Origin of the sequence: Actinomadura sp. WAC 06369 (assembly GCF_003947565.1) — a bacterium.
Lineage (GTDB): Bacteria > Actinomycetota > Actinomycetes > Streptosporangiales > Streptosporangiaceae > Spirillospora > Spirillospora rifamycini.
On sequence record NZ_QHJN01000174.1, the window covers coordinates 1 to 15,987 of the forward strand.

The window sequence follows — 15,987 nt, forward strand, 5'->3', positions numbered from 1 at the left end:
CCGGCGGCGAGCCCGGCCAGGCCCGCGAGCAGCACCACCCGCGGGCTCCCCGAACCGCCCGCGATGCCCGCGATCAGCGCGAAGTTGGAGACCAGGCCGTCCATGGCGCCGAACACGGCGGGCCGCAGCCAGCCGCCGGTGACGTCGCGGTGCTCGTGGTGGTTCTCCGCCGTCACCGGTCAGGCCGCCCCTACTTGCCGTCCTTGACGGACCGGGCGTCCTCGGCCTCGCCGTCCGCGGCCGCCTCGTCCGCGGCCGCGCCCTCCGCGGCCTCGACGTCCTCGGCCTTCCCGTTCTCGGCCTTCCCATCCCCGGGCTTCCCATCCTCGGGCTCGCCGTCCTCGGGCCCGTCCGCCGCGGGGGCCGCGTCCTCGGGACGGTCGTCCTGGGACGCCTCGTCCTTCGGCGCGTCCTTCGGGGCGTCCTTCGCCTCGTCCTTCGGGGCGTCGTCCTCGGGCGAGTCCTTCGGGGCACGGTCGTCCTGGGACGCCTCGTCCTTCGGCGCGTCCTTCGGGGCGTCCTTCGCCTCGTCCTTCGGGGCGTCGTCCTCGGGCGAGTCCTTCGGGGCATCGCCCTTCGGGGCGTCGGCCTCGGGCGCGTCGTCCACCGGCTCGGCCGGCTTCTCCGGCTCCGCGGCGCCGCCGTCCCCGCCCTCGGCCGTCGCGGACGCGCCGTCGGCACGCTTCTCCGGGGCCCCGCCCGGGGCGCCCCCGGCGGGCTCGGCGCCGACGTTCTCCGGGCCGGTGCGGTTGCGGGCGAAGTACATGTAGGCGACGGCCGCCAGGAACACGGCGATCGACGTCCAGTTGTTCAGCCGCATGCCGAGGATCTCGTGGGCGTCGTCAATGCGCAGCGACTCGATCCAGAACCGGCCCACCGTGTACCCGGCGACGTACAGCGCGAACGCGCGGCCGTGGGTCAGCTTGAAGCGGCGGCCCGCCCAGATGACCAGCACGGCGACGCCCAGGCACCACAGCGACTCGTAGAGGAACGTCGGGTGGTAGGTGGCGATGTCGGCGTACTCGGGGTCGAGGGTGATGCCGTCCGCCAGCCGGGGGCGGTTGTCCTGGTCGATCTCCAGCGCCCAGAAGGCGTCCAGCGGCCGCCCGTACAGCTCCTGGTTCCAGTAGTTGCCCCAGCGGCCGATCGCCTGCGCGAGCGCGATGCCGGGCGCGACGGCGTCGGCCATCGCGAACGGGGACACGCCGCGCGTCCGGCAGCCGATGGCGGCGCCGACCCCGCCGAGCGCCACCGCGCCCCAGATGCCGAGTCCGCCCTCCCAGATCTGCAGGGCCCGCATCGGGTCGCCGTCCGCGCCGAAGTACCGCTGGTAGTCGGTCAGCACGTGGTAGAGCCGACCGCCCACCAGGCCGAACGGCACGGCCCACACCGCCACGTCGATGACCGTGCCGGGCTGGCCGCCCTTGGCCGCCCAGCGCCGCTCGCCCAGCCATACGGCGACGACGATACCGATGATGATCATGATGGCGTAGGCGCGGATCGGGACGGGCCCGAGGTGCCAGACGCCCTGCGAGGGACTCGGGATGTAGGCGAGCGGCTGCATGAGCGTTGACGTTACCGCCTCCGGCGCCCTCACGTGCCCCGCTATGCCCGCATCGCCGCGTTGCCGGTTCCGGCGGTGTCCCGTCCCGTTCCGGCGGCGTTGCCGGACATGTCGCCGGACGCGCTGCCGGTCGGTGTCGGGGTGCCGCCCCGCGCGTCGGCGACGGCGTCGCGCAGCCCCTCCGGGGTGAGCGCGTCACCGGTGAGCTTGCGGCCGTTCAGCGCCAGGTACGGGGTCGAGTCGACGCCGGCGCGCCCGGCGGCGGCGGTGGCGTCCTCGACTTCCTCGATCTTCTGCATCCGCCGGACGCAGGTGTCGAACGCCTGCCCCGTGATGCCCACCTCGGCCGCCCAGGACACGAGCTGGTCGTCGGTGAACCCTTCGTCGCCCTCCGGCGGCTGGTGGGTGAACAGCTTGTCGTGGTAGGCCACCCAGCGGTCCGCGGGCGCGCACGCGGCGGCGTTCGCGGCGCGGCGCGAGTTCGACATCAGCGGGTCCTGCTGGAAGAGCTGGAACGGCCGGTAGACGACCTTCACGCGGCCCTCGGCGGCCAGTTCCTTGACCGTCGCGCCGAGGCGGTTCTCCAGGGCGCGGCAGGCGGGGCACTGGAAGTCCTCGTAGATCTCCAGGACGGGCGCGGCCACGCCCTGCTTCGCCATCGCGACCGACCCGTCCTGCTGGCGTGCGGCGGGCGCGAGCGGGCCGTCGTACTCGGCGACGGGGTCGGGGCCGTTCTGCCGGCCGGTCACCATGACCACGACGGCGACCACCACGGCGGCCGCCGCGACGGCGCCGAGCACCACCATGAGCGCCCTCCGCCGTTTCGCGCGGGCGGCGTCCCGTGCACGTTCGTCCGCGAGCCGGCGGCGCGCGGAACGCTCATTGTCGGCCATGCTTCGATCCCCCGATCGGCCTGACTGTCAAAGCAGGTCCGAGCGTACCGACGGGGGGCCTTCCCCACACGCTGCGACGCGCGCCGCACGCTCCGTGTTCGCGGGGCGTGCGGCGCGCGTCGTCCGATCGGGCGGGCCGGGCGGTCAGCCCTCGGAGCCCTCGCCGGACGCGGAGGGCGAGGCGGACGGCGACTCCGACGGGGACGCGGACGGCGACTGCGAGGGGGCGGCAGCGGCGGCGGCGTCGACGGTGGCGCGCAGCGTCGCGGGGTTCATCGCGATGCCGTTGTCGAGCTGCTTGCCGTCCAGCCACACCGACGGGGTGCCCTCGACGCCGCGCTGCTCGAGCGCGTACGTCGTCATCTGCTGGACCTTGGCCTCCTGCTTCATGTCCCGCACGCACGACTCCCAGTTCGCGTCCGTGATGCCGATGTCGCGGCCCCACTTGACGAGGTCGTCGGGCGCGAAGCCCTCGCTGCCCTCGCGCGGCTGGAACTCGAACAGCGCGTCGTGGTAGGAGACCCACTTGTCGGCGGGCGCGCAGGCCGCCGCGTTCGCCGACCTCAGCGAGTTGATCTTGATCGGGTCCCGCTGCTGGCCGAACAGGTGGAACGGCCGGTAGACGACCTTGACCTTGCCGTCGAGCGCGAGCTTCTCGATCGTCTCGCCGGTGGCCTCCTCGAAGTCCTTGCAGATGGGGCACTGGAAGTCTTCGAAGACCTCCAGGACCGGCTTCTCCACGCCCGGTTGCGCCATCACGATCGAGCCGTCGTCCTGCCGGGTCAGCGGGGCGAGCTTGCCCTCGTGCGCGACGGCGGTGTTGTTCTTGTCCCGCTGCTCCATGATCAGAACGGTGCCGACGACCACGACGGCCACCGCGACCACCGAGCCGATGACGATGGCGAGCAGCCGCCGCTGCTTCGCCCGCGCGGCCTGCCGCTTGCGCTCGGCGGCCAGGCGCTCCCGCGCGGACCGCTCCCGTGCGGCCTTGCTCATTGACACTCCTATGCGTGGGGGGCCGCGCCGGGTGGGGCGGCGCGGTCCCGGCGGTTCGGTCGTCCCTGCCGGTCGCCTCGGCCGGTCGTCCCGCCGGCCGTTCGCGCCGGCCGGACCGGCCGGCGCGTCCTGCTCAGTCGACCTGACCGATCCGCCGGAATTCGTCGAACAGAACGAGGACGAAGAGCAGGGTAGCGATGACGTGCACACCGGTGCACCACAGGCAGATCTTATGCAGCACCGCGAGTTCGACGGTCACGAGATAGACGACGAACAGCACGCCGACCGCCGTGCTCGCGATCCGCCCCCAGCGCAGCGGCGGCCACTCGGACCGCAGCGCCCACGGGGTGATCAGCGCGGCGAACCCGACGAAGAAGGCCAGCCCGAGGAACGGCATCGGGATGCCGAGCAGGGCCGCGTACTCGCTGGACGTGACCGCGTGGCAGTCGACCGTCGACGACTCCGAGCACACCAGCGCCGCGTCGTCGTAGTGCGTCACGGTCAGGTAGCCGGAGATCCCGAGCCCGGCGATCGTCAGCAGCCAGGCCGGCACCAGGAACCACAACGGGCGCGCCGGCGCTCCCGCCGCCGCGCCGCCGCGCTCCTCCGCCGTCATCTCTTGCGTCATCGTGATCCTCCGGGACCGCCTCCGCTGGCGAACTCACCTTACGGGAGTGCGGCGGTCCCACAAGCATCAACCGATCGGTGCCGCCCGTTCGTTCCCGGATGGATGCGGAACGTCCCCGGGCGCCGCCGCGCGGGCGGTTCCCGGGGACGTCCGGTGGTGCGTCCGGCCGTGCTCCGGCCGGGGCGGTCAGGCGCCGCGGCGGACGCCCGCCGCGAGCTCCTCGGTGAGGGCGCGGACGCCCGCGAGGCCGGCGGCGGCGTCGGGCGCGTCGAGGAGGCGGCGGATGAACGCCGAGCCGACGATGACGCCGTCGGCGAACCCGGCGACCTCGGCGGCCTGGGCGCCGTCGCTCACCCCGAGCCCGAGCCCGATGGGCAGGTCCGCGCCGCCCTTGTCGATCAGCGTCCGGGTGCGCTCGACGAGGCGCGGCGCGCCGGTGTCGACGGCGCCGCGGGCACCGGTGACGCCCATCAGGGACGCGGCGTACACGAACCCGCGGGACACGCTGGTGATCGTCTCGATGCGCTCGTCGGTGGAGCTGAGCGCCACCAGGAACACCCGGTCGAGGCCGTGCGCGTCGGACGCGGCGAGCCAGTCGCCGCCCTCCTCGGGGGTGAGGTCCGGGGTGATGAGCCCGGCCCCGCCGGCGGACGCGAGGTCGCGGGCGAACGCGTCCACGCCGTACCGGTCGACGGGGTTCCAGTAGGTCATGACGAGCGTCGGCGCGCCGGTCGCGGCGACGGCCTCGACGGTGCGGAACACGTCGGCGACGCGGATCCCGCCGACGAGGGCGCGGTGGACGGCGTCCTGGATGGTGGGGCCGTCCATCATCGGGTCGGTGTAGGGCAGGCCGATCTCGATGACGTCGCAGCCGGCGTCGACCATGGTCTTCGCGGCGTCGACGGCGCCCTCGTAGGTGGGGAACCCGGCGGGCAGGTAGCCGACGAGCGCGGCGCGTCCCTCGGCCTTGGCCCGGTCGTAGGCGGTCTTGACGGTCACCGGCCCTCCCCTTCGGGCATCAGGCCGAAGTGGGTGGCGGCCGTGTGCATGTCCTTGTCGCCGCGCCCGGACAGGCAGACGACGATCGTGGCGTCCGGGCCGAGCTCGGCGCCGACCTTGAGGGCGCCGGCGAGCGCGTGCGCGGACTCGATCGCGGGGATGATCCCCTCGGTGCGGCACAGCAGCGCGAACGCGTCCATCGCCTCGGCGTCGGTGATCTCGCGGTACTCGGCGCGGCCGGAATGGTGCAGCCAGGCGTGCTCGGGGCCGACGCCGGGGTAGTCGAGCCCGGCGGAGATCGAGTGGGTCTCGAGGGTCTGCCCGTCGTCGTCCTGCAGCAGGTAGGTGCGCATGCCGTGGATGACGCCGAGGGAGCCGCCGGTGAGGGTCGCGGCGTGCCGGCCGGTGCCGACGCCGTCGCCGCCGGCCTCGAACCCGTACAGCCGGACGGACTCGTCCGGGACGAACGCGTGGAACGCGCCGATCGCGTTGGAGCCGCCGCCGACGCAGGCGACGACGGCGTCCGGGAGGGCGCCGGTCAGGTCGAGGCACTGCCGCCGCGCCTCCGCGCCGATGACCCGGTGGAACTCGCGGACCATCATCGGGAACGGGTGCGGGCCCATGGTGGAGCCGATGCAGTAGTGGGTGTGGTCGACGCTGGCGACCCAGTCGCGGAACGCCTCGTTGACGGCGTCCTTGAGGGTGCGGCTGCCGGTGCCGACCGGGACGACCTCGGCGCCGAGCATCCGCATCCGCGCGACGTTCAGGGCCTGCCGCTCGGTGTCGACCTCGCCCATGTAGACGGTGCAGTCGAGGCCGAGCAGGGCCGCGGCGGTGGCGGTGGCGACGCCGTGCTGGCCCGCGCCGGTCTCGGCGATGATGCGGGTCTTGCCCATCCGGCGGGTGAGCAGCGCCTGCCCCAGCACGTTGTTGATCTTGTGTGAGCCGGTGTGGTTGAGGTCCTCCCGCTTGAGCAGCACGCGGGCGCCGCCCGCGTGCTCGGAGAACCGCTTCGCCTCGGTCAGCAGGCTGGGGCGGCCCGCGTAGTCCGCGAGGAGCCCGTCGAGCTCCGCGGTGAACGCGGAGTCGTGCTTGGCGGTCTCGAACTCGCGGGTGAGTTCGTCCAGCGCCGCCATCAGCGCCTCGGGGGCGAACCGCCCGCCGAAGGGCCCGAAGCGGCCCTGCGCGTCCGGCAGGGCGTCGGGCACGGCGGCGCCCGCGGTATCGGTGGTCATGAGAGAACGTGTCCTGTCGTGGCGTGTGGGAGGTGTCCGGTCAGCAGAGGATGGACCGGCCCCGCCATCGCTCGTGCAGCGGTTCGACCTGCATGCCCGTACCCTACCGGTCCGCCGTCAGCCGCTCTGCCGGAGCGCGGGGTGCGCGCCGGCGGCGACGAGGTCGGCGACGGCGGCGCGCGGGTCGCGGCCGATGACCAGGCTCTCCCCCACCAGCACCGCGTCGGCGCCGGAGGAGGCGTAGGACAGCAGGTCGTGCGGGCCGCGCACGCCGGACTCGGCGACCTTCACCGCCCCCTTGGGCAGCAGCGGCGCGACCCGGGCGAACACGCCGCGGTCGACCTGCAGGGTGCGCAGGTCGCGGGCGTTGACGCCGATGACCTTGGCGCCGGCCGCCGCGGCCCGCTCCGCCTCCTCCTCGGTGTGGACCTCGACGAGCGGGACGAGCCCGATGGACTCGGCGCGCTCGATCAGCGACACCAGGGCGTCCTGCTCGAGGGCGGCGACGATCAGCAGCGCCATGTCGGCGCCGTGGGCGCGCGCCTCCCACAGCTGGTAGGAGGTGACGATGAAGTCCTTCCGCAGGACGCACACGTCGACGTTGGCGCGGACCTCGGCGAGGTCGGCGAGGCTGCCGCCGAACCGGCGCCGCTCGGTCAGCACGCTGATGACCTTCGCGCCGCCGGCCGCGTAGTCGCGGGCCAGTGCGGCGGGGTCGGCGATGGCGGCGAGCGCGCCCTTGGACGGGCTGCTGCGCTTGACCTCGGCGATCACCGAGACGCCGGGGCCGCGCAGCGCGGCCAGCGCGTCCCGGGGCGGCGGGGCGGTCGACGCCTTCTCCTTGAGGGCGTCGAGCGGGACCTCGCGCTGCCTGTCGGCGAGATCGGCTCGGACGCCTTCGATGATCTCGTCCAAAACGCTCAAGGTGACAGGCCCCCTATTTCAGGTCGATCCGTGCACCGATCGTAGCCGCCCCTCCGGACGCTTCTCGCAGCAGGGCGGTCAGGTGCCGGTCAGGGCGCGAGGGCCTGCGCGAACGGCAGGTTCCGCAGCACCCAGTACACGACGATCACGCCCAGGAACGCGAAGACGGGCACGGGCCGGAACAGCGCGGACCGCATCGGCCGGCCGCGCGCGCTGAGCACGGCCCACCGCCCGTACAGGTAGCCGAAGACGGGCAGCAGCAGGAACATCAGCGGGTTGAGCCCGAAGGCGGCGCCCACGTCGCCGTGCGTCAGGGCGTGCACCATCCGGGTCATGCCGCAGCCGGGGCAGTAGAGCCCGGTCAGCGTGAGGAACGGGCAGGACGGGTAGTGGCCCGCCTCGTTCGGGTCGACGAACGCGACGAGCGTCGCGCCGGCGGCCGCCCCGGCGAGCACGGCGGCGTGCGGCAGCAGGGCCCGGACCCGCCGCCTCGGCGGCGCCGACGGGTGCGCGTGCGCGGTCATGCGCCCAGCGTAGAGGCACCCGGGCCGCCCGGCACGGCGACCGCGCGGCACGGGGACCGCCCGGGCCGCGGGGTTCAGGCGTCCAGGACGTAGCCGACGCCGCGGACGGTGCGGATGGGGCCGTCGTGGTGGGCGCCGACGCCGAGCTTGGCGCGGAGCTGGGCGATGTGGACGTCCACGGTGCGGCTCCCGGCGCCCGCGCCCGGCCCCCAGGCGGCGTCGAGGAGCTGCTCGCGGGTGAAGACCCGGCCGGGATTGGTCATCAGGAACTCGAGCAGGTCGGACTCGGTGCCGGTGAGGACGACGCGGCGTTCGCCGACGGCGGCGGTGCGGCGGCGCGGGTCGAGGGCGAGCGGTCCGGCGCGCAGCGGGCCGGGCGGGCCGCCCGGCCGGGCGGCGGCGCCGCGCAGGGCGTCGGTGACGGCCGCGACGAGGACGCGCGGGGCGAAGGGCCGGTCGACGCGCCGCGGCCGGGGCGCGGCGGTGCGGAGGCCGCCCGGGGGGCCGCCGGTCACGACGACGGGCGCGGGACCCGCCGCGTCGGCGGTGCGGCGGTACAGGTCGGCGGGGCGGGCGGCGGAGGACAGGTCGAGGACGACGGCGTCGGGCCGGGCGCGCGCGGCCGCGGCGGGGGCGCGGCCGGGGTCGGGCTCGATCCGCACCCGCAGGCCCTCGCGGGCGAGGTAGCGGCGCTGGAGTTCGGCGACGGCGGCGTCGTGCTCGGCGACCAGGACGAGCCGCGGGCCGCCCGCGCTCACGATCCGCCGTTCCGGGCGGCCGCGCCTTCGCCGTCCCGGACGGGCGCCGGGGAGTCCCCGGGTCCGGCTTCGTCGGCGTCGGTGGAGTCGTCGGCGTCGGTGGGGTCTTCGACGTCGTCGGCGTCGGTGGGGTCCTCGCCGCGGTCGAGCGACTTCCACATGGCGGACGGGTCGTCGCCGGCCGGTGCGCGGCGCGGCCCGGGCGCGGCGGGGCCGGTGCGCTCGTAGCGGGCGGACATGCCGGGCCAGCGGGAGCCGCGCAGCAGCGTGACCAGCCCGGCGGCGACGAGCAGGACGCCGCCCGCGACCGACACCGTCCACCACGCGTTGACGTGCACGGACGGGTCGGCGCCGAGCTTGAGCAGGGCGCTGTCGTCGAGGGCTTCGGCGGCGACGTGGGAGGCGCGCGCGGACGTCGCGGCCGCGTAGCCGACGCCGACGCCGAACAGCGCGATGAGGGCGCCGACGGCGGCGCGGACGCGGCCGCGGGTGGCGAACAGGGCGGCGAGGCCGGCGAGACCGGCCCAGCCGAGGGCGCCGGGCGCGCCGCCGAGGTCGCCGCCGGTCAGCTCCCGGGCGAACGGGGTGATGGCCCCGTCGGCCGTGACGGTCGCCCAGGTACGCCCGGCGGCGAGCAGGACGAGCCCGGCGCCGGCGGCGCACAGCAGGGCGGTGAGCCCGCGTTCCCGCGCGGGCGTCATGATCCGTCGGCGGGACGTTCCCCGACGACGGCGTCCAGGACGTCGGCGTCCCAGCAGGTGCGGTCTCCGGTGTGGCAGGCGGCGCCGACCTGGTCGACCTTCACGAGGATCGCGTCGCCGTCGCAGTCGAGCGCGACCGACTTGACCCACTGCTGGTGCCCGGAGCTCTCGCCCTTCACCCAGTACTCCCGGCGGCTGCGCGACCAGTAGGTGCAGCGGCCGGTGGTGAGGGTGCGGTGGAGGGCCTCGTCGTCCATCCAGGCCAGCATGAGCACCTCGCCGGTGTCGTACTGCTGGGCGATGGCGGGGACGAGACCGTCGTCGCTCCGCTTGAGGCGATCGGCGATCTTGGGGTCCAGGTTGGACGATGGAACCGGCATGGGATCCATTGTGCCCGCTGCGGCGCGGTGCGCGGCACGCCCCCCGCCGTGCGCCGCGCGGCGTGTCGGGACACGAAAGGACCCGCCGTCCCCGGGAGCGGGGCGACGGGCCCAGACGTACGACTTCGGGTGTTACAGGGGGACGACCTGGTCGGCCTGCGGACCCCGGTTACCCTGCGTCACCTCGAACTGGACGCGCTGGTTCTCGTCCAGAGTGCGGTACCCGGAGGTCTGGATCGCCGAGTAGTGCACGAAGACGTCCGGCCCGCCGCCGTCGACGGCGATGAAGCCGAAGCCCTTCTCGGCGTTGAACCACTTCACGGTGCCCTGCTGGGGCATGTCTTTCTCCTTGCGGCAAAACATGGGCCCACACCTCGCGGGCCCGGCGCGGTCGCTGCGGTACGCCCTCGCCCCCGGTACGGTCCCGGAAAAGCCAAAACGCCCGCTGCCATCAGTCCGCGGGCGTCTGACAAACGATCGAGAACCACGACTGCAACCGACCGCCCCACCGTATCACCGCTTCCGCGTAAAGCGGAGGAGCCGCAAGCCCTGTGTTTCTCCTCTCGGCGAACCTTGCCGTTACCTGCCCGTTAAAGACTCCAACCGGTCTCGGTCAGGGTCTTGACAGAGTCCGTATCGCCTTCGAGGCGCACGTCGGCGGCGTCGCGGCGGCCGAGCGCCCATAGGACGAGTTCGCCGACCGGGCCGTGCACGCGGACTCCGCGGGAGCCCGCGCCGGCGGCGCCGCCGGAGGCTCCCGGGGCGCCGGCGCGCGCTCCGCGGGGCCCGCGGGAGACGCGTGAGGCCTGCCCGTCGGGCCGCACGAACGTTACCTCCACGTGAACATTTCTTAGGACAAAGCGGGCAATTCTTATCCGTCGCCAGAGGACTCTCTCGAGATCGGGCGAGATCTCGCGGGGCTCCGCACCCTCCCCGGCCCGCCGGACGTCCTCATGGTGGACAAAGAACTCGACGGCGTTGGCGTTTTCCTCCATGCCGGGAAGCGCGAACGGGGAGTACTTCGGCGGACCGTGCCGGAATCGGTCGACGAGCCGGTCGAACGGGACGTCCGCCGCCCGGCTCCGCACGCGCTCCTCGTAGAAGGACAGCGGGGGAAGCAGTATTCCGGCCGCGGCGTCCGGGCGCCCCTCCCGGACGACCAGGTGCGCGGCGAGGTCCCGCGCGTCCCAGCCCTCGCAGAGGGTCGGGGCCCCGGGCCCGGCCGCGGCCAGCGCGTCGGCCAGCAGCCGCCGCTCGCGGCGGGCGGGCCCTTCGTGCGCGGTGCTTCGCATTGGATGATCGTAGGCCCCGCCGGACAGGTCGGGAATAACGGGCGTACCGCCATGGTAGGGAATATCCGGGCCCGCAGCCCCCCGCCGTCCGCACGCGGGGGCGTATCCCCGGGCGCCCGCCGTGATCGAGGAGTCGCCGTGTCGCCTGCGTCCAGACGTGTCAGCCCGTCCGTCCTCCGGGAGGGGATGCGCGTGCTGTGGGTCGCCGTGCGGGCGGAGCCGCGGGTGTTCGCGGTGTCGGTGCTCGCCAGCGCCCTGTACGCGGCGATGACCGTGGCGACGGCCGAGGTGCTCGGCACCGTGACCCAGGACGTCGTCCTGCCCGCGTTCGAGGAGGGGCGGGCCGCCGCGGGGGCGCTCGCGGCCGCCTCGGCGGCGATCGTCGGGGTGGCGGCGCTCAAGGCCCTGGGCGTGGCCGGGCGCCGCTTCTACGCGGGGCTGATGCAGTACCGGATGCAGGCGAAGTACCGGCGCGAGGTGACCCGCCAGTACCTGCGGCTGCCGCTGGCCTGGCACCACCGGCACCCGACGGGGCAGCTCCTGTCGAACGCCAACGCCGACGTGGAGGCGGCGTGGGCGCCGATCGCGCCGCTGCCGATGGCGGTCGGCGTGGTGTTCATGCTGCTGATCTCGGCGGTGTCGATCCTGCTCACCGACGTCGCGGTCGCCGCCGTCGGGTTCCTGGTCTTCCCGGCGATCGCGCTGGTCAACGTGCTGTACCAGCGCCGCCTGGCGCCGGTGGCGACGCACGCGCAGCGGCTGCGCGCCGAGGTCAGCGAGGTCGCGCACGAGAGCTTCGAGGGCGGCCTGGTGGTCAAGACCCTCGGCCGGGAGGCCGCCGAGACGGAGCGGTTCGCGGCGGCCGCCGGCGAGCTGCGGGACGCCAACGTCGCCGTCGGGCGGCTGCGCGGCCTGTTCGACCCCGTGCTGGAGGCGCTGCCGAACCTGGGCGTGCTGGCCGTCCTGCTGATCGGGTCGCTGCGGCTGGAGGCGGGCGCGATGACCGCGGGCGACCTGGTGCACGTGGCGTACCTGTTCACGCTGCTGTCGTGGCCGATCCGGGCGCTCGGCTGGGTGCTGGCGGAGGTGCCGCGCAGCGTCGTCGGCTGGGAGCGGGTCCGGGGCGTGCTGGACGCGAGCGGGTCGCTGCCGTACGGGGACCAGGCGCCGGGCGGGGCCGGCGCGGCGGCCGCGGCGATGGAGGTCCGGGGCGTCCGGTTCGCGTACGAGACCGACGAGCACGCCGGCCTGGGCGAGAACGGGAGCGGCCCCGCCGACGGCGGCGCGGACGGCGGCGCGAACGGGAACGGGAGCGGGCCGCGGCACGTCCTGCACGACGTGTCGTTCGCGGTCCGGCCGGGCCGCACCGTCGCGGTGGTGGGGCCGACCGGGTCCGGGAAGTCGACGCTGACGTCGCTGCTCGTCCGGCTGGTGGACCCGGCGGACGGCTCGGTCCTGCTGGACGGCGTGGACCTGCGGGACGTGCGGCGCGGCGGCGTCGCCGAGACGGTCGCGCTCGTCCCGCAGCAGACGTTCCTGTTCGACGACACCGTCCGCGGCAACGTGACGCTCGGGCTGGACGCGCCGGACGAGCGGGTCTGGGAGGCGCTGCGGCTCGCGCAGGCCGACGGGTTCGTGGCGGCGCTGCCCGACGGCCTCGACACGCGGGTCGGGGAGCGGGGCGCGACGCTGTCGGGCGGGCAGCGGCAGCGGCTGGTGCTGGCGCGCGCGCTGATCCGGCGGCCCCGGCTGCTGGTGATGGACGACGCGACGTCGGCGGTCGACCCGCAGGTCGAGGCGCGCATCCTGCGGAACCTGCGCGAGCACGGCGCGGACGGCGAGGGCGCCGGGGGCGGCTCGAGCGTGGTCGTCGTCGCGTACCGCAAGGCGACGATCGCGCTGGCCGACGAGGTCGTCTTCCTGGAGCACGGCCGGGTGACGGCCCGCGGCGCGCACGCCGAGCTGCTGGAGACGTCCGAGGGCTACCGCGACCTGGTGAACGCCTACGACGAGACCGAAGGCGAGCGGCCGGGCCTGGACGGCACCGCCGTCGAGGGCGGCGAGGAGGCCCTGGCATGACGGTTCTGAACACCCCCGAGAGGGCGGCCGGGGCCCCGCGCGGCCTCGACGACGCGACCGACGAGGGCGCGCTCAGCACGCTGCGGCGCGGGCTGCGGCTCAGCCCGGAGTTCACGGCGGGCCTGACCGTGACGCTGCTGCTGGCGCTGGTGTCCACGGCGGGGCGCGTGGTGGTGCCGATCGCCGTCCAGCAGACGCTCGACAAGGGCCTCGGCGGCCCGGGCGGCCCGGACATCGGGTTCATCCGCACGGCCGTGCTGGTGTGCGCGGTGGCGGTGCTGGTGACGGCGGTGGCGTCGTACCTGATGAACGTGCGGCTGTACAGGACATCCGAGGGCGGCCTGGCGACGCTGCGCGTGAAGGCGTTCCGGCACGTGCACGACCTGTCGATGCTCACCCAGAGCGGGGAGCGCCGCGGGTCGCTGGTGTCGCGGGTGACGGGCGACGTCGACCAGATCAGCCAGTTCATGCAGTCGGGCGGGCTGATGTTCATCGTCTCGATCGGGCAGCTGGTCGTGGCGAGCGTCCTGATGCTGGTGTACTCGTGGCAGCTCGCGCTGCTGGTGTGGCTGGCGTTCCTGCCGCTGGCGTTCGCGCTGCGCCGCTTCCAGCGGGTCATCTCCGCGGCGTACATGCGGGTGCGGGAGCGGATGGGCGACCTGCTGGCGGCGGTGAGCGAGTCGGTGGTGGGCGCGCCGGTCATCCGCGCGCACGCGGTGGAGGAGCGCACCGGGCGGCGCGTGGAGGAGACGGTGGACGCGCACCGCGTCGCGCAGACGCGGGCGCAGGCGATGGTGGCGCTGACGTTCCCGGTGAGCGAGCTGGTCGCGGCGGTCGCGACGGCGGCGGTCGTGGTGGCCGGGGTGCTGCTGGGCGTCGCCGGGGACCTGACGGCCGGGGAGCTGGTGGCGTTCCTGTTCCTGGTGACGCTGTTCGTCAGCCCGATGCAGACCGCGACCGAGGTGTTCAACCAGGCGCAGAACGCGATCGCCGGGTGGCGGCGGGTGCTGGGCGTGCTCGACGTCGCCCCGGACGTGGCGGACCCGGGCGAGGACGGCGAGACGCTGCCGCGCGGCCCGATCGAGGTGCGGTTCGAGTGCGTGGGGTTCGCGTACCCCGGCGGGCCGCCCGTCCTGCACGACGTGGACGCGACGATCGCGCCGCGCAGCCGCGTCGCGGTCGTCGGGCAGACCGGGTCGGGCAAGACGACGTTCGCGAAGCTCCTCACCCGGCTGATGGACCCGGCGTCCGGGCGGGTGCTGGTGGACGGGGTGCCGCTGGACCGGGTGCGGTTCTCGTCGCTGCGGGAGCGGATCGTGATGGTGCCGCAGGACGGCTTCCTGTTCGACGCGTCGCTCGCCGACAACATCCGGTACGGGCGTCCGGACGCGACGGACGACGACCTGGCGCGCGCGGTGGCGGAGCTGGGGCTGGCCGACTGGCTCGACGGGCTCCCGAAGGGCCTGGAGACGCCCGTCGGGCAGCGCGGCGAGTCGCTGTCGGCGGGCGAGCGGCAGCTCGTCGCGCTGGCCCGCGCCTACATCGCCGACCCGGACCTGCTGGTGCTGGACGAGGCGACGTCGGCGGTCGACCCGGCGACGGAGGTGCGGATCCAGCGCGCCCTGGACGGCGTGACGCGCGGCCGCACGGCGATCTCGATCGCGCACCGGCTGTCCACGGCGGAGGCGGCCGACGAGGTCATCGTGTTCGAGGCGGGACGGATCGTGCAGCGCGGGCCGCACGCGGAGCTGGTGGGCCGGCCGGGCGTCTACGCCGACCTGCACGCGTCCTGGGCGGCGCAGCGCGCGCTGTGACGGACATGACTACCTGCGGTAAAGCACTTGCCCGTTATCTGGTCCAGTGCGCATTCTGCTGAGGTGAGCAATGAGGTCGTGATGGAATCGGCGAGGACGCTGCACGGACAGCTGCAGCGAGGACTCGGCAGGGCCGCGCGCCGCGCGGCGGACAGGCCCGGTTCGGGCGAGTACGTCTACGACTGCATCCGCAGGGATCCCCGGTGGGACCCGCAATGCGAGTCGCGGGGCCTGTACTACGCCCGGTTGCTGGTGGATCTGGAGCTTCCGGCGGGGCCGGTGGCCGAGCATCTGTTCCATCCGTCCGACCATGTCGACGAGGACCCGTGGCGGGTCCAGCTCGCGTTGCAGGTGCTGTCGGACCTGGTGCGGTTGAGCCGGCGGGAGGCCGCCGCGCCGCTGCGGCGGTACGCCGAGGAGGGCGCGCACTGGTTCGACGCGCTGGTGGAGCTGATCGAGCTGGGCGACCCCGCGCTGACGCTCGGGCTGGACGAGGTCGTCGCGGCCCGCTGCGACGACGGCGACCTCGAGCAGCTGGTGCCGGCGGAGCAGAACCCGGTGATCGACGCGTGGGCGGCGCGGCAGCCGCGGATCGCCGACGCGCTGGGGCGCAGCCGCGAGCGGGCCCGCAACCGGGCGCTGCTGCGGGCGCGGGCGCGGGCGGCCGGCCCGCCGCTGCGGCCGGCGCCGGCGGGCGGGGCGCGGGGCCCGGCCGACGACGCGCCGGACCCGGCGGCCCGCACCGAGGCCGAGCTGCTCGAGGCGGCCCGGCGGCGCGGGCCCGGCACGATTGCGGCGATCTTCGAGCTGGGGCGGCGGCGGACGCTCGCGCTGCTCGACCTCGCCGAGGAGATGCTGCCGGAGCGTCCGGGCCGGTTCGGCGCCGCAGTGTGCCGGGCGCTGTCGCAGTACGGGCCGGAGACGCTGCCGCGGGCGCGCGCGTGGGCCGCCGCGAAGGGCGGGTGCGAGGACGTGGGGCTGCGGATCCTCGCGCGCCACGGAACCCGGCAGGACATCCCCCTGCTGATGGACGAGCTACGGGAGACGGTCGAGAAACGCGAATGGGGCGGGGCGGCGAGTCCCGTCGAGGGCCTCGGGCGGCTGCGCGCCGGCGAGGCCGTCCCCCTGCTGAAGGACGCCTGGACCGAATCCACCTACGCCTACCTGCGGCCGCGCCTGCTGGCCGCGCTCGCCCGCACC

The 15,987-nt window shown here is 74.8% G+C and carries 17 protein-coding genes; 3 read left to right on the forward strand and 14 right to left on the reverse strand.

From position 1 onward, the window contains the following. The 14 genes from DMH08_RS42045 to DMH08_RS32805 form a co-directional block, all read right to left on the reverse strand. On the reverse strand, positions 1-176 hold a 176-nt coding region (locus DMH08_RS42045; protein WP_199748119.1), incomplete at its 3' end, for a VIT1/CCC1 transporter family protein. 14 nt (positions 177-190) lie between these two features. Beyond that, on the reverse strand, positions 191-1,564 hold the full coding sequence (lgt, locus tag DMH08_RS32745) for a prolipoprotein diacylglyceryl transferase (protein WP_125619885.1): 1,374 nt from the start codon (positions 1,562-1,564) through the stop codon (positions 191-193). A 41-nt stretch (positions 1,565-1,605) separates the two neighbouring features. Beyond that, entirely contained in the window at positions 1,606-2,457 is an 852-nt protein-coding gene (locus DMH08_RS32750; RefSeq protein WP_125619887.1) for a DsbA family protein, read from the reverse strand. Between the two features lie 144 nt (positions 2,458-2,601). Continuing rightward, complete coding sequence (locus DMH08_RS32755) at positions 2,602-3,453, reverse strand: DsbA family protein (protein WP_064743776.1); 852 nt, start codon at positions 3,451-3,453, stop codon at positions 2,602-2,604. 133 nt (positions 3,454-3,586) lie between these two features. Continuing rightward, complete coding sequence (locus DMH08_RS32760; RefSeq protein ID WP_051301541.1) at positions 3,587-4,081, reverse strand: vitamin K epoxide reductase family protein; 495 nt, start codon at positions 4,079-4,081, stop codon at positions 3,587-3,589. A gap of 186 nt (positions 4,082-4,267) precedes the next feature. After that, positions 4,268-5,080, reverse strand: a complete 813-nt coding sequence (gene trpA, locus DMH08_RS32765; RefSeq protein ID WP_026405874.1) for a tryptophan synthase subunit alpha — start codon at positions 5,078-5,080, stop codon at positions 4,268-4,270. Next, the gene (gene trpB / locus DMH08_RS32770) at positions 5,077-6,315 is read right to left on the reverse strand and encodes a tryptophan synthase subunit beta (protein WP_125619889.1); all 1,239 of its coding nucleotides are present in this window, start codon (positions 6,313-6,315) and stop codon (positions 5,077-5,079) included. The genes trpA and trpB overlap by 4 nt, the downstream gene beginning before the upstream one ends. A 117-nt stretch (positions 6,316-6,432) precedes the next feature. After that, positions 6,433-7,239: an indole-3-glycerol phosphate synthase TrpC gene (gene trpC, locus DMH08_RS32775; RefSeq protein WP_026405872.1), complete on the reverse strand. Its 807-nt coding sequence runs from the start codon at positions 7,237-7,239 to the stop codon at positions 6,433-6,435. Between the two features lie 89 nt (positions 7,240-7,328). Continuing rightward, the gene (locus DMH08_RS32780) at positions 7,329-7,763 is read right to left on the reverse strand and encodes a DUF2752 domain-containing protein (protein WP_026405871.1); all 435 of its coding nucleotides are present in this window, start codon (positions 7,761-7,763) and stop codon (positions 7,329-7,331) included. A 74-nt stretch (positions 7,764-7,837) separates the two neighbouring features. Continuing rightward, entirely contained in the window at positions 7,838-8,521 is a 684-nt protein-coding gene (locus DMH08_RS32785) for a response regulator transcription factor (protein WP_233617943.1), read from the reverse strand. Next, the gene (locus tag DMH08_RS32790; RefSeq protein WP_064743775.1) at positions 8,518-9,222 is read right to left on the reverse strand and encodes a TIGR02234 family membrane protein; all 705 of its coding nucleotides are present in this window, start codon (positions 9,220-9,222) and stop codon (positions 8,518-8,520) included. Before DMH08_RS32790 ends, DMH08_RS32785 begins: the two co-directional genes overlap by 4 nt. After that, positions 9,219-9,602, reverse strand: coding sequence for a phosphoribosyl-AMP cyclohydrolase (hisI, locus tag DMH08_RS32795; protein ID WP_442778662.1), 384 nt, complete (start codon positions 9,600-9,602; stop codon positions 9,219-9,221). The genes DMH08_RS32790 and hisI overlap by 4 nt, the downstream gene beginning before the upstream one ends. A gap of 132 nt (positions 9,603-9,734) precedes the next feature. Continuing rightward, positions 9,735-9,941, reverse strand: a complete 207-nt coding sequence (locus DMH08_RS32800) for a cold-shock protein (RefSeq protein ID WP_026405868.1) — start codon at positions 9,939-9,941, stop codon at positions 9,735-9,737. Between the two features lie 251 nt (positions 9,942-10,192). Next, complete coding sequence (locus tag DMH08_RS32805; RefSeq protein ID WP_125619893.1) at positions 10,193-10,894, reverse strand: TIGR03085 family metal-binding protein; 702 nt, start codon at positions 10,892-10,894, stop codon at positions 10,193-10,195. Between the two features lie 186 nt (positions 10,895-11,080). On the opposite strand from DMH08_RS32805, the gene DMH08_RS32810 reads away from it, so the two are divergent. The 3 genes from DMH08_RS32810 to DMH08_RS32820 form a co-directional block, all read left to right on the forward strand. Continuing rightward, positions 11,081-12,973: an ABC transporter ATP-binding protein gene (locus DMH08_RS32810; RefSeq protein ID WP_233617945.1), complete on the forward strand. Its 1,893-nt coding sequence runs from the start codon at positions 11,081-11,083 to the stop codon at positions 12,971-12,973. Beyond that, a complete protein-coding gene (locus DMH08_RS32815; protein WP_125619897.1) occupies positions 12,970-14,787 on the forward strand; it encodes an ABC transporter ATP-binding protein in 1,818 nt (605 codons plus the stop codon). The genes DMH08_RS32810 and DMH08_RS32815 overlap by 4 nt, the downstream gene beginning before the upstream one ends. A gap of 63 nt (positions 14,788-14,850) precedes the next feature. Further along, a partial coding sequence (locus tag DMH08_RS32820) for a hypothetical protein (protein WP_125619899.1) occupies positions 14,851-15,987 on the forward strand: 1,137 nt, incomplete at its 3' end.

What these genes read in the sequence shown, in the direction of transcription:
- DMH08_RS32805 (WP_125619893.1), bottom strand. Translation starts at nt 10,894, where the DNA reads ATGCGAAGCACCGCGCACGAAGGGCCCGCCCGCCGCGAGCGGCGGCTG.
- lgt (WP_125619885.1), bottom strand. Translation starts at nt 1,564, where the DNA reads ATGCAGCCGCTCGCCTACATCCCGAGTCCCTCGCAGGGCGTCTGGCAC.
- trpB (WP_125619889.1), bottom strand. Translation starts at nt 6,315, where the DNA reads ATGACCACCGATACCGCGGGCGCCGCCGTGCCCGACGCCCTGCCGGAC.
- DMH08_RS32815 (WP_125619897.1), top strand. Translation starts at nt 12,970, where the DNA reads ATGACGGTTCTGAACACCCCCGAGAGGGCGGCCGGGGCCCCGCGCGGC.
- DMH08_RS32750 (WP_125619887.1), bottom strand. Translation starts at nt 2,457, where the DNA reads ATGGCCGACAATGAGCGTTCCGCGCGCCGCCGGCTCGCGGACGAACGT.
- DMH08_RS32790 (WP_064743775.1), bottom strand. Translation starts at nt 9,222, where the DNA reads ATGACGCCCGCGCGGGAACGCGGGCTCACCGCCCTGCTGTGCGCCGCC.
- DMH08_RS32780 (WP_026405871.1), bottom strand. Translation starts at nt 7,763, where the DNA reads ATGACCGCGCACGCGCACCCGTCGGCGCCGCCGAGGCGGCGGGTCCGG.
- DMH08_RS32755 (WP_064743776.1), bottom strand. Translation starts at nt 3,453, where the DNA reads ATGAGCAAGGCCGCACGGGAGCGGTCCGCGCGGGAGCGCCTGGCCGCC.
- DMH08_RS32760 (WP_051301541.1), bottom strand. Translation starts at nt 4,081, where the DNA reads ATGACGCAAGAGATGACGGCGGAGGAGCGCGGCGGCGCGGCGGCGGGA.
- DMH08_RS32800 (WP_026405868.1), bottom strand. Translation starts at nt 9,941, where the DNA reads ATGCCCCAGCAGGGCACCGTGAAGTGGTTCAACGCCGAGAAGGGCTTC.
- hisI (WP_442778662.1), bottom strand. Translation starts at nt 9,602, where the DNA reads ATGCCGGTTCCATCGTCCAACCTGGACCCCAAGATCGCCGATCGCCTC.
- DMH08_RS32810 (WP_233617945.1), top strand. Translation starts at nt 11,081, where the DNA reads ATGCGCGTGCTGTGGGTCGCCGTGCGGGCGGAGCCGCGGGTGTTCGCG.